General features: G+C 71.1%; 15 protein-coding genes and 1 pseudogene. 7 read left to right on the forward strand and 9 right to left on the reverse strand.

Going from position 1 to position 18,220, the window contains the following annotated elements:
- Positions 1-72 precede the first annotated feature (72 nt).
- Both HII36_RS43750 and HII36_RS43755 read right to left on the reverse strand, forming a co-directional pair.
- Complete coding sequence (locus HII36_RS43750) at positions 73-1,596, reverse strand: ATP-dependent DNA ligase (RefSeq protein WP_173529259.1); 1,524 nt, start codon at positions 1,594-1,596, stop codon at positions 73-75.
- Positions 1,597-2,705: 1,109 nt separating this feature from the next.
- Positions 2,706-3,080, reverse strand: coding sequence for an FKBP-type peptidyl-prolyl cis-trans isomerase (locus tag HII36_RS43755; RefSeq protein ID WP_173529260.1), 375 nt, complete (start codon positions 3,078-3,080; stop codon positions 2,706-2,708).
- Between the two features lie 68 nt (positions 3,081-3,148).
- Here HII36_RS43755 and HII36_RS43760 point away from each other — a divergent pair, with 68 nt between their 5' ends.
- Positions 3,149-3,937 carry an SDR family NAD(P)-dependent oxidoreductase gene (locus tag HII36_RS43760; RefSeq protein WP_173529261.1) on the forward strand — a complete coding sequence of 263 codons (789 nt, stop codon included), beginning with the start codon at positions 3,149-3,151 and terminating at the stop codon, positions 3,935-3,937.
- 41 nt (positions 3,938-3,978) lie between these two features.
- On the opposite strand, the gene HII36_RS43765 is transcribed toward HII36_RS43760, so the two are convergent.
- A complete protein-coding gene (locus tag HII36_RS43765) occupies positions 3,979-5,418 on the reverse strand; it encodes a GuaB1 family IMP dehydrogenase-related protein (protein WP_173529262.1) in 1,440 nt (479 codons plus the stop codon).
- A gap of 97 nt (positions 5,419-5,515) precedes the next feature.
- Here HII36_RS43765 and HII36_RS43770 point away from each other — a divergent pair, with 97 nt between their 5' ends.
- The gene (locus tag HII36_RS43770; RefSeq protein ID WP_173529263.1) at positions 5,516-5,968 is read left to right on the forward strand and encodes a GyrI-like domain-containing protein; all 453 of its coding nucleotides are present in this window, start codon (positions 5,516-5,518) and stop codon (positions 5,966-5,968) included.
- 55 nt (positions 5,969-6,023) lie between these two features.
- Here HII36_RS43770 and HII36_RS43775 read toward each other — a convergent pair whose 3' ends face one another.
- On the reverse strand, positions 6,024-6,545 hold the full coding sequence (locus HII36_RS43775; protein ID WP_173529264.1) for a TetR/AcrR family transcriptional regulator: 522 nt from the start codon (positions 6,543-6,545) through the stop codon (positions 6,024-6,026).
- A gap of 91 nt (positions 6,546-6,636) precedes the next feature.
- Between HII36_RS43775 and HII36_RS43780 the strand changes: the two genes are divergently transcribed.
- Entirely contained in the window at positions 6,637-7,860 is a 1,224-nt protein-coding gene (locus HII36_RS43780; protein ID WP_173529265.1) for an FAD-dependent monooxygenase, read from the forward strand.
- On the opposite strand, the gene HII36_RS43785 is transcribed toward HII36_RS43780, so the two are convergent.
- Positions 7,857-9,014, reverse strand: coding sequence for a cytochrome P450 (locus HII36_RS43785; protein WP_173529266.1), 1,158 nt, complete (start codon positions 9,012-9,014; stop codon positions 7,857-7,859). The two genes, HII36_RS43780 and HII36_RS43785, sit on opposite strands and share 4 nt — an antisense overlap.
- Before the next feature lie 53 nt (positions 9,015-9,067).
- Positions 9,068-10,183, reverse strand: a complete 1,116-nt coding sequence (locus HII36_RS43790; protein ID WP_173529267.1) for a CaiB/BaiF CoA transferase family protein — start codon at positions 10,181-10,183, stop codon at positions 9,068-9,070.
- A 234-nt stretch (positions 10,184-10,417) separates the two neighbouring features.
- On the opposite strand from HII36_RS43790, the gene HII36_RS43795 reads away from it, so the two are divergent.
- From HII36_RS43795 to HII36_RS43810, 4 genes are all read left to right on the forward strand, one after another.
- On the forward strand, positions 10,418-11,965 hold the full coding sequence (locus tag HII36_RS43795) for a serine/threonine-protein kinase (protein WP_173529268.1): 1,548 nt from the start codon (positions 10,418-10,420) through the stop codon (positions 11,963-11,965).
- Entirely contained in the window at positions 11,962-12,945 is a 984-nt protein-coding gene (locus HII36_RS43800) for an NAD(P)-dependent oxidoreductase (RefSeq protein WP_173529269.1), read from the forward strand. The genes HII36_RS43795 and HII36_RS43800 overlap by 4 nt, the downstream gene beginning before the upstream one ends.
- Before the next feature lie 130 nt (positions 12,946-13,075).
- Positions 13,076-14,425, forward strand: coding sequence for an FAD-binding oxidoreductase (locus HII36_RS43805; protein WP_173529270.1), 1,350 nt, complete (start codon positions 13,076-13,078; stop codon positions 14,423-14,425).
- A 4-nt stretch (positions 14,426-14,429) separates the two neighbouring features.
- Positions 14,430-15,689 (forward strand): SAM-dependent methyltransferase, encoded by a 1,260-nt coding sequence (locus HII36_RS43810; RefSeq protein ID WP_173529271.1) that lies wholly within the window; start codon positions 14,430-14,432, stop codon positions 15,687-15,689.
- Between the two features lie 46 nt (positions 15,690-15,735).
- Here the strand turns inward: HII36_RS43810 and HII36_RS43815 are convergent, their stop codons facing one another.
- From HII36_RS43815 to HII36_RS43825, 3 genes and pseudogenes are all read right to left on the reverse strand, one after another.
- The gene (locus HII36_RS43815; RefSeq protein ID WP_173529272.1) at positions 15,736-16,359 is read right to left on the reverse strand and encodes a DJ-1/PfpI family protein; all 624 of its coding nucleotides are present in this window, start codon (positions 16,357-16,359) and stop codon (positions 15,736-15,738) included.
- A 226-nt stretch (positions 16,360-16,585) separates the two neighbouring features.
- Positions 16,586-17,338 (reverse strand): SDR family NAD(P)-dependent oxidoreductase, encoded by a 753-nt coding sequence (locus HII36_RS43820; RefSeq protein ID WP_173529273.1) that lies wholly within the window; start codon positions 17,336-17,338, stop codon positions 16,586-16,588.
- Between the two features lie 71 nt (positions 17,339-17,409).
- Positions 17,410-18,220: pseudogene (locus HII36_RS43825) on the reverse strand (hypothetical protein); the annotation flags it as partial.

An 18,220-nucleotide genomic window follows, 5' to 3' on the forward strand; every position in this document is an offset into this window, starting at 1 on the left:
GATCGGAGGGTGGCGTGGGGACTCCGCCCGTGGGTTAGGTCGGAGGGTGGCGGTGGGGATTTCGTACGTGGGTTAGAACATCAGGGAGCGGACCGTGTCGACCGTGTCGGCGTCTTCGGGGCGTTTGTCGGGGCGGTAGCGCAGGACGCGGGCGAATCTGAGTGCCATTCCGCCGGGATAGCGCGGCGAGCGTTGCACTCCGTCGAAGGCGATTTCCACCACCAATTCCGGGCGCAGTTTCACGGTCCACTCGTCGGTCGGGCCGTCGGCGATGGAGAGGAATTGTTCGGTCTGCCAGGCCAGGAGTTCGTCCGTCAGGCCTTTGAAGGTTTTGCCGAGCATGACGAAACCGCCGTCGGGGTTGCGGGCGCCCAGGTGCAGGTTGGAGAGCTTGCCCTCGCGCCGGCCGTGGCCCCATTCTGCGGCCAGGACCACCAGGTCCAGGGTGTGGCGGGGCTTCACCTTGATCCAGCCGGCGCCGCGGCGGCCGGCGGCGTAGACCGACGAGAGGGATTTGACGACCAGGCCCTCGTGGCCGGCTTTGACGACGTCCGTGAAGAAGTTCTCCGCCTCCGTCACGTCGGCGGTGATGAGGCGCGGGGTGAGCAGGCCCGGTGGGGCGGTGCGCGTCAGGGCTTCCTGGCGTTGTGAATAGGGCAGGTCGAGAAGGTCTTCGCCGTCGACGCGGAGGGCGTCGAAGAAGAAGACGCTGAGAGGAGTTTCCTCGCGCAATCGGGCGACGTTCGTTTTGCTCGACGCGCGGCTCGCGGTGACCTGGAACGGGTGCGGACGGCCGTCCGGGCGCAGGGCGATGACCTCGCCGTCGAGCACCAGGTCGGTCGACGGCAGTTCGAGCACCGCTTCGACCAGTTCGGGGACCTGCGGGGTGATGTCGTCGAGGGTTCGGGTGAAGACCCGGACCTCGTCGCCCGAACGGTGGGTCTGGACGCGGACGCCGTCGAGCTTCCATTCCAGCGCGGCCGGGGTACCTGCCTTCTCCAGGGCGGCGGCGACGTTCGGCGCGCTGCCGGCGAGCATCGGCGACACGGCGCGGCCCACCTCGAGCCGGAACGCGTGCAGCGCGGGCACGCCGCCGGCCAGCGCCGCGGCCCCGACGGCGGGGAGCCAGCCGCGCAGCGTCAGCGCCTTGCGCACGTCGGCGGACGGCGCTCCCGACGCCTTGGCGATCGCCTCGATCATGACGCCGTCGAGCGCGCCCTGACGGAGCTCGTTGTGCAGGAGCTTGCGCATGAACTGCTGCTCCTGGCTGGTCAGCGCGGCGAACAGGTCGCTGACCAGAGCCTTGCGTGCGGCCTGCGAGCCCTGGCCGGAGACGGCCTTGATACGGCTCAGCAGCTGATCGACGGTGGTGAGCGTGGCGGTGGCGACGAGCTTGGGCTGGGGGAGGTCCTCCAGCGTGCGCCAGCCCACGCCGACCTGGCGCTGCGGCAGCTCACCCGACAGGTAGGAGATCGCGATCTCCGCTTCGTCGGGGCCGACCCGGCCGAGCAACTCCGCCAGATGCCCCACCTTGCCCAGGCGGGCGGATGTCCGCGTCACCGCCTCCGACACTCGGACCACGTCGATCAATAGCACACCGCCTATGTTGCCTCACCGGGGCGACATTTCCGCCTCTTGGACGGCATCGAATCCGACGCTCGCCTTCATTTTCGGTTCAGCGGCGTATGTCTTCGGTTCCGTGCCACCTGTCGTCGGCTGTTCCCATGGGGTCTGTCTTCGGTTTCCGTGGCGTCTGCTTCCGGTTCAGGGCCGCTTGTCGTCGGTTCCGTGGCGTCTGCCGCCGGTTCCGCGCCATCCCGTCTTCGGTTCCGCGCCGACCGTCTCTGGTTCTCGTTGTCCCTGTGCTGGGCGCCGTGCGGTTCGCTGGGGTGGGAGGGGAGGCGGGCGGTTGGTCAGGTGAGGGTGAGTGGCTGGGGTTTCAGGAGGTTGAAGAGGGTTGTGGCTTTGTCGTCTGCCTCGTGGGGCGCTGCGGGCCGGCCTGCGGCGAGGTGAGCGTGAGCGAGTTCCCGCAGCGCCGTCGCCGTTCCGTACGGATTGTGCGCGGACCGGTACAGTCGACGGCCTCCTTCAGACGCTCGATGGCCTGGACGGGCTCGCCCCGGGCTGTTGTCCACCATGGCCAAGGCGAGCAGGGTCTGGGCAAGGCACCACTTGCTGTGTTGCGAGCGGCGGATGTCCTTGAGCACCCGAGCATGATGGGGGTGGCGCGCGGGTCTCCGGTCGCCGCTTACACCGCGCGGTCTGTCCGAAGAGACGGTGCCGCGGGGCGCCGCGCCGGACGCGATGGCCAGCGCGGCCCGCTGAATGACCCCGCCGGATGACCCCCGGATGAGCCCGCCGGATGAGCCCGCTGGATGAGCCCGCCGGACGGCGCCGCGCCCGCCCGCCGTAATGCGTGGTCTGTCCGAAGAGACGGCGCCACAGGGCGGCACCGCACCGGCCCCGCATTAGGACCCGAAGCGGGCCCCGGCGTTAGGACCCGGAGCGGGCCCCGCGAGAGAACCCTGAGCGGGCCCTGCAAGAGGTCCCGGTGCGGGCCGCGCGAGAGAACCCCGAGCGGGCCCCGCGAGTGGAGCCGGTGCGGGCCCCACGAGAGAACCCCGGGCAGGCCCCGCGAAACGACCCGGTGCGGGCCCCGCAAGGGGACCGTGAGAGGACCCCGTGCGGGAGCCGGCGGGTGGTTGCTAGCTGACGCCGAGCAGGTCGACCACGAAGATCAGCGTCTCGTTCGGCTTGATGCGCGGCGGGGCGCCGCGGGTGCCGTAGCCGAGGTGCGGCGGGATGACCAGCCTGCGCCGGCCGCCGACCTTCATCCCGGCCACGCCCTGGTCCCAGCCCCCGATGACGCGGCCGGCGCCGAGCGGGAACTCGAACGCCTGGCCGCGGTTCCACGACGCGTCGAACTCCTCCCCGGTCGAGAACGAGACGCCCACGTAGTGGACCTTCACGTTGTGGCCGGGCTTGGCCTCGGGTCCGTCACCCACGACCTCGTCGATGATCTGCAGGTCGGCGGGCGGGTTGCCGTCCGGAAAGTCGATTTCCGGCTTCTGGAGTGCCACGAAAGTGCTCCTGTTGACTGTTGGAATGGACCCGACGACTCTATGCGCTCGGGATATGGTCATCGTTCATGGCCGCCCTTTCCCCCGACGCGATCCTGCTGACTGGGCGCGTCGCCGTCGTCACCGGGGCGGCACGGGGGATCGGCAGGGCGATCGCCGAGACGTTCGCCGCGTTCGGCGCGCACGTGGCCGTCTGCGACCGCGACAAGCCCGACGGCGACCTGGCGATGACGCTCGACGTGCGCGACCCGGTGGCCGTCGAGGTGTTCGCCCAGGCGGTGCGCGAACGCTGGGGACGTGTCGACGTCCTGGTCAACAACGCCGGCGGCACCTTCCACGCGGCCTTCGCCGACACCTCGCCGCGCGGCGAGCAGATCCTCATCGAGGAGAACTTCACCCAGGTCACGGGCATGATCAGGCGGTTGCTGCCGCTCATGGGCGGCGGCTCGTCGATCATCAACGTGACCTCCAGCGAGGCGCATCAGGCCGCGCCTGGCTTCGCGGTGTACGCGGCGATGAAGGCCGCGCTGGAGAGCCTGACGAAGTCGCTGGCGCTGGAGCTGGCCCCGCGCGGGATCAGGGTGAACGCCATCGCCCCCGACGCGCTGCCCACCGAGGGCGAGGAGCGCGTGCGGGAGCGCATGCTGGCCGGCGGGCTGCCGTTCGACCCGGCCCGCCGCCCGCCGCTCGGCCATCTGGGCAAGCCCGAGGACGCGGCGGGCGCGGCGCTGTTCCTGGCCGGCGACCTGGCCGGGTTCGTCACCGGGGCCACGATCCACGTCGACGGCGGCATCCACGCGGCAGGCGGCTGGCGCAGGATGGACGTGAGCGACAGCCAGCTCCGGCGCACGACGTGACGGGCTACCAGCCCGGCCCGCCCCCGCGCAGGACGTGACGGCTACCAGCTCTGGTGCAGTGGCATGCCCTCGGCGTACCCGGACGAGCTCTGGATGCCCACGACCGCCTGCTCGTGGAATTCCTCCAGGTTCGCCGCGCCCGCGTACGTGCACGACGAGCGCAGCCCGGCCACGATCGCGTCGATCTGGTCCTCCACGCTGGGCCTGCGCGGGTCGAGGTACATGCGCGAGGTGGAGATGCCCTCCTCGAACAGCGCCTTCCTGGCCCGGTCGAACGCCGAGTCCTCGGCGGTGCGCAGCCGCACGGCGCGGGCCGAGGCCATGCCGTAGTTCTCCTTGTACTTGCGCCCGTCGGCGTCGGTGTGCGCGTCGCCGGGCGACTCGTACGTCCCGGCGAACCAGGAGCCGATCATCACGTTCGACGCGCCGGCGGCCAGGGCCAGGGCCACGTCGCGCGGGTGGCGGACGCCGCCGTCGGCCCACACGCGGCGGCCGAGCCTGCGGGCCTCGGTGGCGCATTCGAGCACGGCGGAGAACTGGGGCCGGCCCACGCCGGTCATCATGCGGGTGGTGCACATCGCGCCCGGGCCCACGCCGACCTTGAGGATGTCCGCCCCTGCCTCGACCAGGTCGCGCACACCGGCGGCGGTGACCACGTTGCCCGCCGCCACCGGCACGCCCGGGTCGAGCGCGCGCACCGCACGCAGCGCGGAGACCATCTTCTCCTGGTGCCCGTGCGCGGTGTCGACGACCAGGCAGTCGACGCCCGCTTCGAGCAGTTCCTTGGCCTTGGCCGCCACGTCGCCGTTCACGCCGACGGCCGCGGCGATGCGCAGCTTGCCCTGGGCGTCGAGCGCGGGCTGGTAGAGCGTGGCGCGCAGCGCGCCGGTACGGGTCAGGATGCCGACCAGGCGCCCGGCGTCGTCCACGATCGGGGCGAGCCGGTGCCTGCCCTCGTGCAGCCGGTCGAAGGCGGTGCGCGGGTCGAGCCCGGCGGGCAGTGTCAGCAGTTCGCTGGACATGACGTACGAGAGCTGGGTGAACATGTCGACGCCGTGGCAGTCGGCCTCGGTCACGACGCCGATCGGCCGGTTGTCCCAGTCGACCACGATCACCGCGTTGTGGGCGCGCTTGGGCAGCAGCTGCAGCGCCTCGCCCACGGTGGCGTGCGGGGTCAGCGTCAGCGGCGTGTCATGGACGAGATCACGCTGCTTGACCCATTCGACGACGTTCGCCACCACGTCCATCGGGATGTCCTGCGGGATCACCGTGATGCCGCCGCGGCGGGCCACGGTCTCGGCCATGCGGCGGCCCGCGACCGCGGTCATGTTCGCCACGACGATGGGGATGGTGGTGCCCGTGCCGTCGTTCGTCGAGAGGTCGACTGCGAGCCGGGAACCGACCGAGGAACGCGACGGGACCATGAACACGTCGCTGTAGGTCAGGTCGTGCTGCGGCTCGAGGCCGTTAAGAAACTTCACGTTCGTCCATCTTAAGTGGTGACAGGTTCAACTATGGGTTTGCCCCGTTCTCCGGGGCTTATGATCGGCCGGGATACTTTTGGGGGAGGGATGGCCTGTGGACCTCACCGAACGGGCGGAACTGACGGTGGTCGGATTCGCCGTGCGGACCACGAATGCCGATGAGCTGGATCCGGCCCGGGCCAAGCTGCCCGCGCTGTGGCAGCGGGCGGGCGCGCCGGGGGCGTTCGCGCACGTTCCAGGACGGATCGACGAGAACCTGTACGCGGTGCTGACCGACTACGAGAGCGACCACCACGGCGCGTACACGCAGATCGTCGGCATCGGCGTCAGGACGGTGCCGCGGCTGCCCGAGGGCATGGTCGCGGTACGCGTGCCGGCGGCGCAGACGCTCCGGCTGGAGGCGCGCGGCCCGATGCCGCAGGGGCTGATCGAGGCCTGGCAGCTGGTGTGGAAGCACACCGAGTCCGGAGGTACGCCGCCGCGCGCGTTCACCACCGACCTGGAGGTGCACCACCCCGGCGGCGCGGACCTGTACATCGCCGTCTGACGCATCGCCGTCTGAACACCCATGAGCCCCGGGAGTCCGCGAGAGGACCCGGGGCTCAGTCGAGCTGGAGCACGGCCACGGCCGCGGTCACGGCCACCGGTTTGACCTCGTCCAGCCGCAGATGCGCGTACTCCACCGCGCAGTCCGACAGCCCGCCGAGCGCCAGCGTCGCCCGGATGTGGTGGGCCGGCGTGAGGTCCTCGCCGAGCAGCAGCGTGATGAGCCGCCGCCGCCAGTCGAGCATGCGCTCGCCCAGGTCCACGTAGGCCAGTACGGACAGTTCGCGCAACACCATGACGATCACCTCCCGGTGCCGCCAGAGGAGGTCGAAGTAGTCGTCCAGCAGCTCGTGCGGGTCACCGGGCTCCCGGGTGGCGACGAACCGCTCCACGTCCTCCATCATCGGCTGCAGGATGCTCCTGACCAGGTCCTCGCGTGAGGAGAAGTGGTAGTAGAGCGCGGGCTTGGTGATGCCCAGCCGTTCGGAGATCTGGCGCAGGCTGGTGTTCTGCACCCCCTGCTCGGCGAAGAGTTCGCGGGCCACCGCCTGGATGCGGGCCTTGGTGTCGCTGGGCATGGACTCAGATTATCCCTTACCTATCGTTAAGTAAGCCCGTGAGGTACCGTGGGAGCCGTGGAACTTACCTATCGTTAAGTAAGGAGGCGACATGCGCATCCTCATCTCCGGCGCGAGCATCGCGGGCCCGGCCCTGGCGTACTGGCTGACCAGGTACGGCTTCACCGTCACGGTCGTCGAGCGGGCCCCGGCCCTGCGCAAGTCGGGCGGCCACGCGATCGACCTGTTCAGGCCGGCCATGAACATCGTGGAGAAGATGGGCGTGCTCGACCCGATCCTGGCCGGGCGGACCAACACCGCCTGGCTCACCACCCACCGCGAGGGCCACGCCCGGCCGGTCGAGATGGACATGCGCCGGCTCATCGCGGCGTTCTCCGACCGGCACGCCGAGATCATGCGCGACGACCTGAGCGAGATCCTCTACGAGGCGACCAGGCACGACGTCGAGTACGTCTTCGGCGACTCCATCACCTCCATCTCCGACGACGGCGAGGTGACGTTCGAGCGCGGCGGCCCGGCCAGGTTCGATCTGGTCATCGGCGCCGACGGCCTGCACTCGAACGTCCGGCGGCTCACCTTCGGCCCGGAATCGCGCTTCTCGTCCTGGATGGGCGCCTACCTGGCGGTCGTCTCCCTGCCCAACCACCTGGGGCTGGAGAGCCGGATGGAGGCGATCGTCGGCGTCGGCAGGATGGCCGGCATGTACGGTGCCGCGTCCCTGCCCGACGCCCGTGCGCTGTTCCTGTTCAGGACGCCCGAGCAGCTCGACTACCACTACCGCGACGTGCCCAGGCAGCGGGAGCTGCTGCGCGAGCGGTACGCCGGGGTCGGCTGGGAGGTGCCCAGAATCCTGTCGGAGCTGGAGGACGCGTCCGCGTTCTACTTCGACTCCGTCACCCAGCTCGACCTCGACACCTGGTCACGCGGCCGGGTGACGCTCGTCGGCGACGCCGGATACTGCCCTGGCCCGGCCGTCGGCGGCAGCACGAGCCTGGCCGTGGTGGGCGCGTACGTGCTGGCGGGGGAGCTGGCCACCTACGGCGGCGACCACACCAGGGCCTTCCCCGCCTACGAGGCCGAACTCGGCGACTTCGTGCGGCGCAGCCGGGCGTTCGCGGTCGGCGCGGCCAGTCGGCTCGTGCCCGGCAGCGACTCGGCCCTGTGGGCGCTCACCCAGACCATGCGGCTGATCCAGCACCTGCCGGTAGGCCTGACCAAGGCGTTCGCCAGGATGAACGGCAAGGGCCTGCGCCTGCACGACTCGGTCGAGGTGAAGGACTATTCGGCCTTCGAGTCGCATGGCGTACGAACCTAGCGCCTGGCCTCCAGGACGATCGGGAAGGAGGTGACGCCGCGGACGAACGCGTTCGGCAGGATGCGCGGCCCCCGCTCGTCGGCCCAGGCCGCGCCGGCCACCCGGTCGAGCCACTCCTCGAAGAAGATCCGCAGTTCCAGCCTGGCCAGCGCCGCGCCCAGGCAGAAGTGCGTGCCCAGGCCGAAGGCGATGTGCCCGCCCGGCTTCCTGGTCACGTCGAACGCGCCGGGATCGTCGAACACGGCCGGGTCGCGGTTGGCCGAGCCGTACATGAGCAGCACCTGCTGCCCTTCGGCGATCTTCCTGCCGTGCAGCTCGGTGTCGCGGGTGGCGGTGCGGCACATGTTGAGTATCGGGGTGGTCCAGCGGATGAACTCCTCCACGGCGTTGTCCAGCAGGCCGCGGTCCCGCTCCAGCAGCCGCCACTGCTCCGGGTGTCGGATGAGCGCGTCGATGGCGGTGGCGATGACCGTCCTGGTGGTCTCGGCGCCGCCGTCGAGCAGCAGCAGCGCCTCGTTGGCCAGGTGCTCGTCGTCGTAGTCCGGCCGGGCCGACCATAGCGACATCAGGTCGTCGTGCGGGCACTTGCGGCGCTCGGCGGCCAGTTCGAGCACGGCCAGGCCGTACTCGCCGGCCGCCGCGGCGGCCTCGTGCGTGACGTAACGCAGGCCGCCGCCGGCCACGATGGTGGTCTCCGACCAGTGCTTGAGCTTGGGCCAGTCCGCGTCGGGGAAGCCGAGCAGCCAGCCGATCATCCGGGCCGGCAGCGGCGCGGCCAGCGCGGGCACGGCGTCCACCGTGCCCGCGTCGAGCGCTCGGTCGATGAGCTCCGTCACCACCTGGCGGATCCTGGCGGCGTAGCGCTCGTGCACGTACCTGGGCGTGAAGCGGCGGTAGACGAGACGCCGCCGCTCGGCGTGCTCCGGGTCGTCCATGCCGATCATGGACGGGTCGGAGGGCAGCTGGGGCCGGTAGCCGCCGGTGCTGGTCCAGAGCTTGGCGTCGCGTTCGACGGCCGAGATGTCGGCGTGCCTGGAGATGCCCCACAGGTCGTTGGCGTCGTCGCGGTAGACCGGCTCGTGCTCTCTGAGCCAGGCGTAGACGGGGGTCGGGTCGGCGGCGTACAGGTCGCCGTCCAGCAGGTCGATCCTCATCGGTCCCTCCGGCGTGCCGGCCGTGCTGCGGTCGGGGTGGTGGTGTCGGGTCTCTAGGCGAGCACTCCCTGGGCGCGGAGCTTGTCCGCGTCGTCCTGGGTGATGCCCCAGGCGGACAGGTCGGTCAGCCGGGTGGCCGGGGCCAGGTCCGAGGTGCGCGCGCCGAGCAGCCGCGGCGCGGGCGCGGGCTGGTGCACGCCGCCGACCTCGGTGAACGCGCCGCGGGCGACGTTGTGCGGGTGCTCGATCGCCTCGGGCATCGACAGGACGGGCGAGACGCAGGCGTCCGAGCCGTCGAAGAGCGCCTCCCACTCGGCCCTGGTGCGTTTCTTGAACTCCGCCGCCAGGCGGGCCTTGAGCGCGGGCCACTGCGCCCGGTCGTTCCTGTCGGGCAGGTCGGTCAGGTCCATCAGGGTGACCATCGCCGTCCAGAACTGCGGTTCCAGCGAGCCGACCGCCAGGTGCCCTCCGTCGGCCGTCTCGTAGGTGTCGTACATGGGGGCGCCGGTGTCGAGCAGGTTCGTGCCGCGCGGGCCCCAGAATCCGCTCTGCACGCCCTGGTAGAACATGGCGAACAGGATCGCGGCGCCGTCCACCATGGCCGCGTCGATCACCCGTCCGACGCCGGTGCGCTCGCGCTCGAACAGGGCGAGCAGCACGCCGTAGGCGAGCATCAGGCCGCCGCCGGCGAAGTCGCCGAGGATGTTGATCGGCGGGGTCGGCTTGTCGCCCTCGCGGCCGAGCATCGACAGGATCCCGGAGATCGCGATGTAGTCGATGTCGTGGCCGGCGGTGTGCGCCAGCGGGCCGTCCTGGCCCCAGCCGGTCATGCGGCCGTAGATCAGCCGTTCGTTGACCGCGTGCAGGTCGGCGGGGCCGATGCCGAGCCGTTCCGCCACGCCGGGCCGGAACACCTCGATGACGACGTCCGCGGCGCGGGCGAGGTCCTTGAACGCGGCCACGCCCTCGGGCGACTTCAGATCGAGGCCGATCGTGTGCTTGCCCCGGTCCATGACGTCGGTGCGCGGCCGGTCCGTGACGGCCTTGACCCGGTCGATCCGCAGCACCTCGGCGCCGTGGTCGGCCAGCATCATGCCCGCGAACGGCCCTGGCGCGAGCCCGGCGAGTTCGAGCACGCGCACTCCGGCCAGCGGTCCGGCTTCAGACATGGACATCTCCTCGACTGTAGGTCCGCCACACTTGCTCAAGCAAGCGCTTGGTATGAAATCCACCTCGCTCGGCCTCAGTAGAACAACATTCGGTGACCCGTGGCAAGACGCCTTCCCGACCGCCCGGCAGAGGAAGGTGAGGTATGGGAAACTTGCCCACTGTTCGGGTGGTCTACGGACAGCCGCCTTCAGCGGCCGTCCGCAGCAGGCGCGTACGCGCTACAGGGGTAGGACATGGTTTCGGATAGCAACAGGCTCATCGCCGGGCGCTACCAGTTACTTCGCGAACTGGGCCGCGGGGGCATGGGGGTGGTCTGGGAAGGCCGCGACACGCTGCTCAACCGGCAGGTGGCGATCAAGGAGGTGCTGCTGCCCGACGGTGTACCGCCCGAGGACAGGGAACGCCAGCTCCTGCGCACCACCCGAGAGGCCAGGACGGCGGCCAAGCTCAACCACCCGTCGGTGGTGGCCATCTACGACGTGGTCGAGGAGGACGGCCGGCCCTGGATCATCATGGAGCTGGTCAGCACCCCCTCGGTCGAGGAGGTCGTGGCCAGGTCCGGCGCGCTGCCGGTGTGGGAGGCGGCCGACGTCGGCCGTCAGGTGCTGTCCGCGCTCAGGTCCGCGCACGAGGCCGGGATCCTGCACCGCGACGTCAAGCCGAGCAACGTGCTGCTCACCGAGGACGGCCGCGCCGTGCTCACCGACTTCGGCATCGCCACCGCCGAGGGCGACTCGTCGCTCACCTCGACCGGCATGGTGACGGGCTCGCCCAGCTTCCTGGCCCCCGAGCGGGTGCGCGACGTGGACTACGGCCCGGCCTCCGACCTGTGGTCGCTGGGCGCCACGCTGTTCGCCTCGATGGTCGGACGCTCGCCGTTCGAGCGCGGCGACCCCATGGCGACCCTGAACGCCCTGCTCAACGAGGAACCCGACTACCGCAGGATCCCGCCGGTCATGCACCCGGTGCTCAAGGGGCTGCTGCGCAAGGAGCCGGGTGAGCGGATGGACGCGGCCCAGGCCGACCGGCTGCTGACCGAGGTGGCCGCGAGCAAGCCCGTGCACACCGACAGGCTGGTGCCGGAGAAGAAGGACAAGAAGCAACGCGGCGGGCGGCGCACGCTGCTGGCCGCCGCCGCGGCGGCGCTGGTCGCGATCGGCGCGGGCGGCGTGGCCTACCTGAAGTCCACCCCGCCGGCCGTGGGCGCGGCGCCCACCGCCACGGCGCGGCCCGACACGGCGAGCCCGGCGCCCAGCAGCGCGGCGCCCGCCAGCGCCGCGCCGAGCGCCACCCCGACGCCCACCCCCACGCCGACCAGGACCGGGATCCCGGTCAGGAGCTGGAACTCGCCGGACGGCTGGACGATCACCCGCCCGGCCCGCTGGCGCGGCGCCCGCGAGGAGTTCTACACGCACTGGACCCGCCGCGACGGCAACGCCCACCTCGGCGTCCGCGCCGTCTACGCCACCACCGACCCGCACCAGGTGCTGCGCGACGCGGAGGAGACGCTCAAGCAGCAGGCACAGGACGTGGTCGGCGTACGCCGGCGCACCGTGGTCCACCAGGGCGTCAAGGCCGTGGAGTGGGAGTTCGCCTGGACCGCGGCCGAGCCGGGCGACCAGCCGTGGGCCACCCAGGGCACCAGGTACCGCGAGGTACGCCGGGCGCTGACCATCGGCGACACCGCCTACGTGCTGTCCTGGACCGTCGCCGAGCCCGAGTGGCGGCGCAACGTCCGGCTCATGCGGCAGGTGATCGACAGCTTTACTGTGGGGACATGACCCCGTGGAACCTGCTCGCGCTGCCGCCGCTGCCCGAGGACCTGCTGCGCCACCTGCTCGCCCCGCTCGGCGACCAGGTACGCCTCCGGGTCCCCGCCACCCGTGACCGCGACGCGCTGCTCGCCGCGCTGCCCGAGGCCGAGATCGTGCTCGGCGACTGGACGGGAACGCTGACGCTCGACGCCGAGGCCGTGCGCGCGGCCCCGCGGCTGGCGTTCGTGCAGCAGCCGTCGGTCGGCGTGGACGGCCACGACCTCGACGCCCTGGCCGCGGCCGGGGTGCCGCTGGCCAACACGCCGGGCGTGAGCGCCGTCGCCGTGGCCGAGTGGTGCCTGGCCGCCGCGATGTCACTGACGCGCAAGCTCGGCGCCGCCGACGCGGCCGTCCGCGCCGGCCAGTGGCCGCAGCAGGAGCTGCACCCGCGTGAGCTGAGCGGGCAGCGGGTGGGCGTCGTGGGCTACGGGCCGATCGGCGCGGCCTGCGCCCGCCTGTTCCGCGCGGTCGGCTGCGAGGTGTCCTACTGGACGCGCACCCCGCGGGAGGACCCCGGCTACACGGACCTGGAGACGGTGGTGTCGGGCAGTGACGTGCTCGTCGTGGTGATCGCGCTGTCGGAGCAGACCCGCGGGCTGATCGACCCCGCGCGGATGAAGCCGGGCGCGCTGCTCGTCAACGCGGCCAGAGGCGGCGTCGTCGACCAGGGCGCGCTGGTCGAGGCGCTGCGTGCCGGGCACCTGGCCGGCGCGGCGCTAGACGTGTTCGACGCCGAGCCGCTGCCCGCCGCCGACCCGCTGCGTGAACTGCCCGGCGTGCTGCTGTCGCCGCACGTCGCCGGCGTGACGTCCGAGGCCACCGGACGCCTGGTCAAGGCCACGACGGACAACCTCGCCGCGGCCCTGTCGGGTGCGCCCGTGGAGGCCGTGCTGAACGGCGTATCGCCGGTGATCAGGAGGAAGTTTTCCGATTCGCCTATCGCGTAATCGGTTCACCTGGCACGATGAACAGTTTTCGTGTCTTTAACGACCCCGGTCTGTTCGCATCGGCGCGCGGGAGATACGGTCTTACGGACGATCTCTACCAGCTCAAGGGGGTGCTTTCGTGGCGACGAAGATGTCGACACACCAACGGGCAGTAGAGCAGATTCGGCAGTCGTACGCAGAGATCCCCGGCGACGCCGCGCCCCGGCTGGCCAAGTCGACGTCGAACCTCTTCAGGTTCCGCGACTCGGGCAGGACGGCCAAGCTCTCGGCCAGGGATCTCGACGAGGTGATCAGCGTCGACCCGGTGACGATGACCGCCGAAGTGCAGGGCATGACGACGTACGAGCACCTGGTCGACGCCACGTTGCCGCACGGGCTCATGCCGTACGTGGTGCCGCAGCTGAAGACCATCACGCTGGGCGGCGCGGTGACGGGGCTGGGCATCGAGTCGAGCAGCTTCAGAGACGGGCTGCCACACGAGTCGGTCGAGGAACTGGAGATCCTCACCGGCGACGGCCGGATCGTGGTCGCCCGCGACGACAACGAGCATCGCGACCTGTTCCGTGCCTTCCCCAACTCCTACGGCACGCTCGGCTACGCGCTGCGCATCCGGATCAAGCTGCGCAAGGTCCAGCCGTACGTGCACCTCACGCACGTCAAGTTCACCGACGCCGCCAAGTGCATGCTGGCCATGCAGGAGATCTGCGACAGCATGGTGCACGACGGCGAGCAGGTCGACTTCGTCGACGGGGTGTTCTTCACGCCGGGGGAGATGTACATCACGCTCGGCCGGTTCGCCGACCGGGCGCCTTACGTGTCCGACTACACCGGCATGCGCATCTACTACCAGTCGATCAGGAAGCGCAACCGCGACTGGGTGACCGTGCGCGACTACCTGTGGCGCTGGGACACCGACTGGTTCTGGTGCTCGCGCGCGTTCGGGGTGCAGCAGCCGGTGGTGCGCTCGCTGATGCCGCGCCGCTGGATGCGCTCCGACGTCTACCGCCGGCTGGTCGCCCTCGACCGCAAATACGGCCTGACCGCCCGCATCGACCGCTGGCGCGACCAGCCGGTGCAGGAGTCGGTCATCCAGGACGTGGAGACGCCCGTCGAGCGCGGCGCCGAGTTCCTGGAGTTCTTCCACGACAAGGTCGGCATGACCCCGGTCTGGATGTGTCCGCTGCGGTCGAGCTCGCGCTGGCCGCTCTATCCGCTCGAGCCCGGCAAGCTGTATGTGAACTTCGGCTTCTGGGGGCTGGTGCCGCTGCCTCGGGGGCAGTTCGACGGCTACTACAACCGGCTGATCGAGAATTCCGTGCACGAACTCGACGGGCACAAGTCGCTCTACTCGACCTCGTTCTATGCCCGTGAGCAGTTCTGGCAGTTGTACAACGGAGATGCCTACTGGCCGGTCAAGCGGGAATACGATCCCAGCGGTCGCCTGCTGGACCTGTACGAAAAGTGTGTGCGGGGAAGGTGAGTAGATGGCTCTGGCAACCATCTTTGAGAAGATCGTCGGCTCGGAGGCGAACGTCGCGTTCCAAGCCTACGACGGCAGCAAGGCAGGCCCCGACGGCGCCGACGTGACCCTCGAGGTCAAGTCGCCGATCGCGGTCGCCTACCTGGCCCAGGCCCCGGGGGAACTGGGTCTGGCGCGGGCCTACATTTCCGGTCACCTCGACCTCCAGGGTGACCTCTACACGTTGCTCGACCGTATGTGGAACATCACCACCAACGACCTGACCACGGCGGAGAAGCTCGCCGCGGTCCGGTCGCTGGGCGTCAAACCGCTGCTCATGCGGGTCCCGCCGCCGCCGCAGGAGATGCGGCAGAGCGCGCTGGCCAAGCTCGGCTCCCGGCACGCCAAGCAGCGTGACGCCGAGGCGATCCACCACCACTACGACGTGTCGAACCTCTTCTACTCGTGGGTGCTCGGCCCGTCCATGGCCTACACCTGCGCGGTCTTCCCCGAGGAGACGTCCTCGCTGGAAGAGGCCCAGTTCACCAAGTTCGACCTGGTCGCCAAGAAGCTCGACCTCAAGCCCGGCATGCGGCTGCTCGACGTCGGCTGCGGCTGGGGCGGCATGGTCATGCACGCCGCCAAGCACTACGGCGTCAAGGCGCTCGGTGTCACCCTCAGCCGCCAGCAGGCGGAGTGGGCTCAGAAGGCCATCGCGGACGCCGGCCTTCAGGACCTCGCCGAGGTGCGGCACATGGATTATCGAGACGTCAAGGAGACCGGCTTCGACGCCGTCAGCTCCATCGGGCTCACCGAGCACATCGGCAAGTCCAACGTCCCGTCGTACTTCGCGTTCCTGTACGACAAGCTCAGGCCGGGCGGCCGGATCCTGAACCACTGCATCACCCGGCCGACCGGCAAGGAGAAGACGTTCAACAAGGGCGGCTTCATCAACCGCTACGTCTTCCCCGACGGCGAGCTCGAGTCGGTGGGCTGGCTCATCAGGCAGATGGAGGACCTCGGCTTCGAGATCCGCCACGAGGAGAACCTGCGCGAACACTACGCCAAGACCCTCAAGCACTGGTGCGACAACCTCGACGCCAACTGGGACGACGCGGTGCAGGAGGTCGGCATGGGCACGGCCCGGGTGTGGGCCCTGTACATGGCCGGCTGCATCGTCGGCTTCGAGCGCAACAAGGTGCAGCTGCACCAGGTGCTCGGCGTGAAGCTCGACGACGACGGCCGCTCGGGCGTCCAGCTGCGGCCCGGCGCCAACTGGCCCTGACGATCGGTCTCCCCGGGCGCGCCCCGCGTGCCCGGGGAACCGGAGTTCAGGTGATGAGGCCGAGCGCGCGCTCGGCCAGCCCGGCCGGGGCGGTCGCGAGCGAGCCGGTGGCGAACGGCGGGTGCGGATCGTACTCGATGGCCAGCTGCACGGCCTGCGCGGTCGTCTCGTCGGTGGCCAGCGCCAGCAGGGTGAGCGCCATGTCGATCCCGGCCGACACCCCGGCGGCGGTGACGATCTTGCCGTCGATGACCACCCGCTCGCTCACCGGCTCGGCGCCCACGCCGGCCAGGTGATCGAGCAGACTCCAGTGGGTGGTGGCCTTCCTGCCGCGCAGCAGACCGGCCGCGCCGAGCAGGTACGAGCCGGTGCAGACGGAGGTCGTCCAGCGGGTGTGCTCGTGTGCCTCGCGCAACCAGGTCACCAGCTTCTCGTCCGACATCGCCTCCATCGTGCCGACCCCGCCGGGGACCAGGACGATGTCCGGCCTGGGCAGGTCGGCGTACGAGGCGGTGGCGGCGACGGACAGCTCGCCCTGGTCGTCCAGCACCGGGCCGCGTTCGGCGGCGACGAAGCGCACGCTCGCGCCGGGGGCGAGCGACAGCACCGTGTACGGGCCGATGGCGTCCAGGGCGGTGAAACCGGGGTAGAGCGGGATGGCGATCCGCATGATCAACGCTCCTTCGACTGGAATCTGCGGCGATGGTCGCCTGGGGAGATCCGCCAGTGGCGGCGGAAGGCGCGGGAGAAGTGCCGCTCGCTCATGCCCGCCCGGCGACCTCCTGCCGGTCCATGGGTTCATGCTGGTCCGGGCCGGTGAGGGCGTCAATGACACGTCCATTGCACATTGCGCCACGGTCGGGCGCGCGTCCGGGCCGGTCAGGCGGGTGCTCCGGTCAGCCGGGTGTCGGGATGACGGACAGCTCGGCGGCGTACGCGTCCGGGGGCGCCGCCAGCAGCCAGACCACCATGGCGGCCAGCGACTCGGGACGGATGCACCGCGCCGGGTCGTGCGGCCGGCCGAACCCGGCCCTGACCTCGCGCAGCAGGTCGGTGTCCGTCGGGCAGGGGAAGAGCGTGGTCACCCGCAGCCCGTGCGCGGCCTCCTCGTCGCGCAACGAGTCGGCCAGCTCGCGCAGCGCGGCCTTGCTGCCCGCGAACCCCGCCCACCCGGGCCTGCCGGTGGTGCCCGGGGCCGCGTTGACGAGGACGACGTGACCGCGGGCCCGGCGCAGGGCGGGCAGCGTGAGGCGGATCAGCTCGGCGGCCGCGACGACGTTGACGGCCATCGTCCGCCGCCACGTCTCGGGCGTGGCCTCGGCCACGGTGGCGATGGGGGAGATGCCGGCGCAGTGGATCAGCGCGTGCACCTCGCCTGGATCGCCGAGCGCGGCGGCCAGCGAGCCGGGCTCGGCCAGGTCGGCCTCGACCGCGCGCAGCCCGCCACCGGGAGAGCGCAACCGGCCGGGGGAGCGCAGCGGGTCCGGGTCACGGTCAGGGGAGCGCAGCGGGTCCGGTTCGCGGTCGAGTAGGTGCAGCCGGTCCAGGTCGCGGCCGATGGCGGTGACCTGGTGTCCTGCGGCGAGGAGCGCATCGACCAGTGCCCGGCCGATGCCGCCGGTGGCGCCGGTGATCAGCACGTGTCCCATCGCCGCTCCTTTCGTGGCCCGCCGCGTGCACGATCATGGCATCGCGGCCGCGTGTCCCGCCACCCTCGCGGTCACCGGCATCCGGCCCTGGACCAGGTCGTCCAGCCGTGGTTCGAGCCGGTGACCGTCCACCCGGCGGGCGGCGGTCCCGCCGTGTCGGGCACCACGGCGGTGCAGGCGCCGGCCGGGGGCGGGCCGCCCGGGTAGCGTTCCAGCTCGGTCCACCACACCCGGTACGTCAGCGGCACCCACACCCCCCACGCCACCCGCGTGTCGAGCGCGACCCGGCCGGGTGGCGCGGGCGCGGGCAGCCGGTCCCGGCCCTGGACGGGCGCCGATGCGGGGGCCAGGTGCACCGCGAACGCCAGGTTGACCGCCGCCAGCACGCCCACCACCGGCAGCAGCCGGCCCCGCCCGGCCGCCGCGGCCAGGGCCAGGCACACCAGCAGGCCCGACGCGACCGCCGACGCCCCGACCAGGTCCAGCCTGTCTCGCACCCCGCTCAGGAACGACATCTCGGGGAAGTCGAACGCGATGAAGTGGTACCGGGTCAGCCGGTCACCCGCGTACCAGGCGGCGATCCCACCGGCCGCCCCGGCCAGGCCGGCGGCCGCCATCACGTATCCCGGCACCCGGGCGAGGCCGCGTACGCCTGCCTTTGCCAGGGCCACGACGCCGAGCAGCAGCCAGGCCACCGCCACGCAGGCCAGGTATCGCCCGTAGACGTAGTTGCCGACGCGGTGCTCGTCCGGCAGCGCGGCCGACGAGGCGTACGCGATGCCCAGGGTGACCAGCCACAGCGCCGCCACCAGCACCCGCGCGGGGAACGGCCCGCGCCGCCGGGCCAGCGCCCACGCCCCGGCCGCCAGCCCCACCCCGGCC

The organism is Nonomuraea antri (assembly GCF_013283785.1).
GTDB classification, from domain to species: Bacteria; Actinomycetota; Actinomycetes; order Streptosporangiales; family Streptosporangiaceae; genus Nonomuraea; species Nonomuraea antri.

Coding starts and splice junctions, on each gene's coding strand:
- HII36_RS43790 (WP_173529267.1), bottom strand. CDS start 10,183: ATGTCTGAAGCCGGACCGCTGGCCGGAGTGCGCGTGCTCGAACTCGCC.
- HII36_RS43800 (WP_173529269.1), top strand. CDS start 11,962: ATGACCCCGTGGAACCTGCTCGCGCTGCCGCCGCTGCCCGAGGACCTG.
- HII36_RS43820 (WP_173529273.1), bottom strand. CDS start 17,338: ATGGGACACGTGCTGATCACCGGCGCCACCGGCGGCATCGGCCGGGCA.
- HII36_RS43810 (WP_173529271.1), top strand. CDS start 14,430: ATGGCTCTGGCAACCATCTTTGAGAAGATCGTCGGCTCGGAGGCGAAC.
- HII36_RS43805 (WP_173529270.1), top strand. CDS start 13,076: ATGTCGACACACCAACGGGCAGTAGAGCAGATTCGGCAGTCGTACGCA.
- HII36_RS43785 (WP_173529266.1), bottom strand. CDS start 9,014: ATGAGGATCGACCTGCTGGACGGCGACCTGTACGCCGCCGACCCGACC.
- HII36_RS43760 (WP_173529261.1), top strand. CDS start 3,149: ATGGCCGCCCTTTCCCCCGACGCGATCCTGCTGACTGGGCGCGTCGCC.
- HII36_RS43780 (WP_173529265.1), top strand. CDS start 6,637: ATGCGCATCCTCATCTCCGGCGCGAGCATCGCGGGCCCGGCCCTGGCG.
- HII36_RS43815 (WP_173529272.1), bottom strand. CDS start 16,359: ATGCGGATCGCCATCCCGCTCTACCCCGGTTTCACCGCCCTGGACGCC.
- HII36_RS43795 (WP_173529268.1), top strand. CDS start 10,418: ATGGTTTCGGATAGCAACAGGCTCATCGCCGGGCGCTACCAGTTACTT.
- HII36_RS43775 (WP_173529264.1), bottom strand. CDS start 6,545: ATGCCCAGCGACACCAAGGCCCGCATCCAGGCGGTGGCCCGCGAACTC.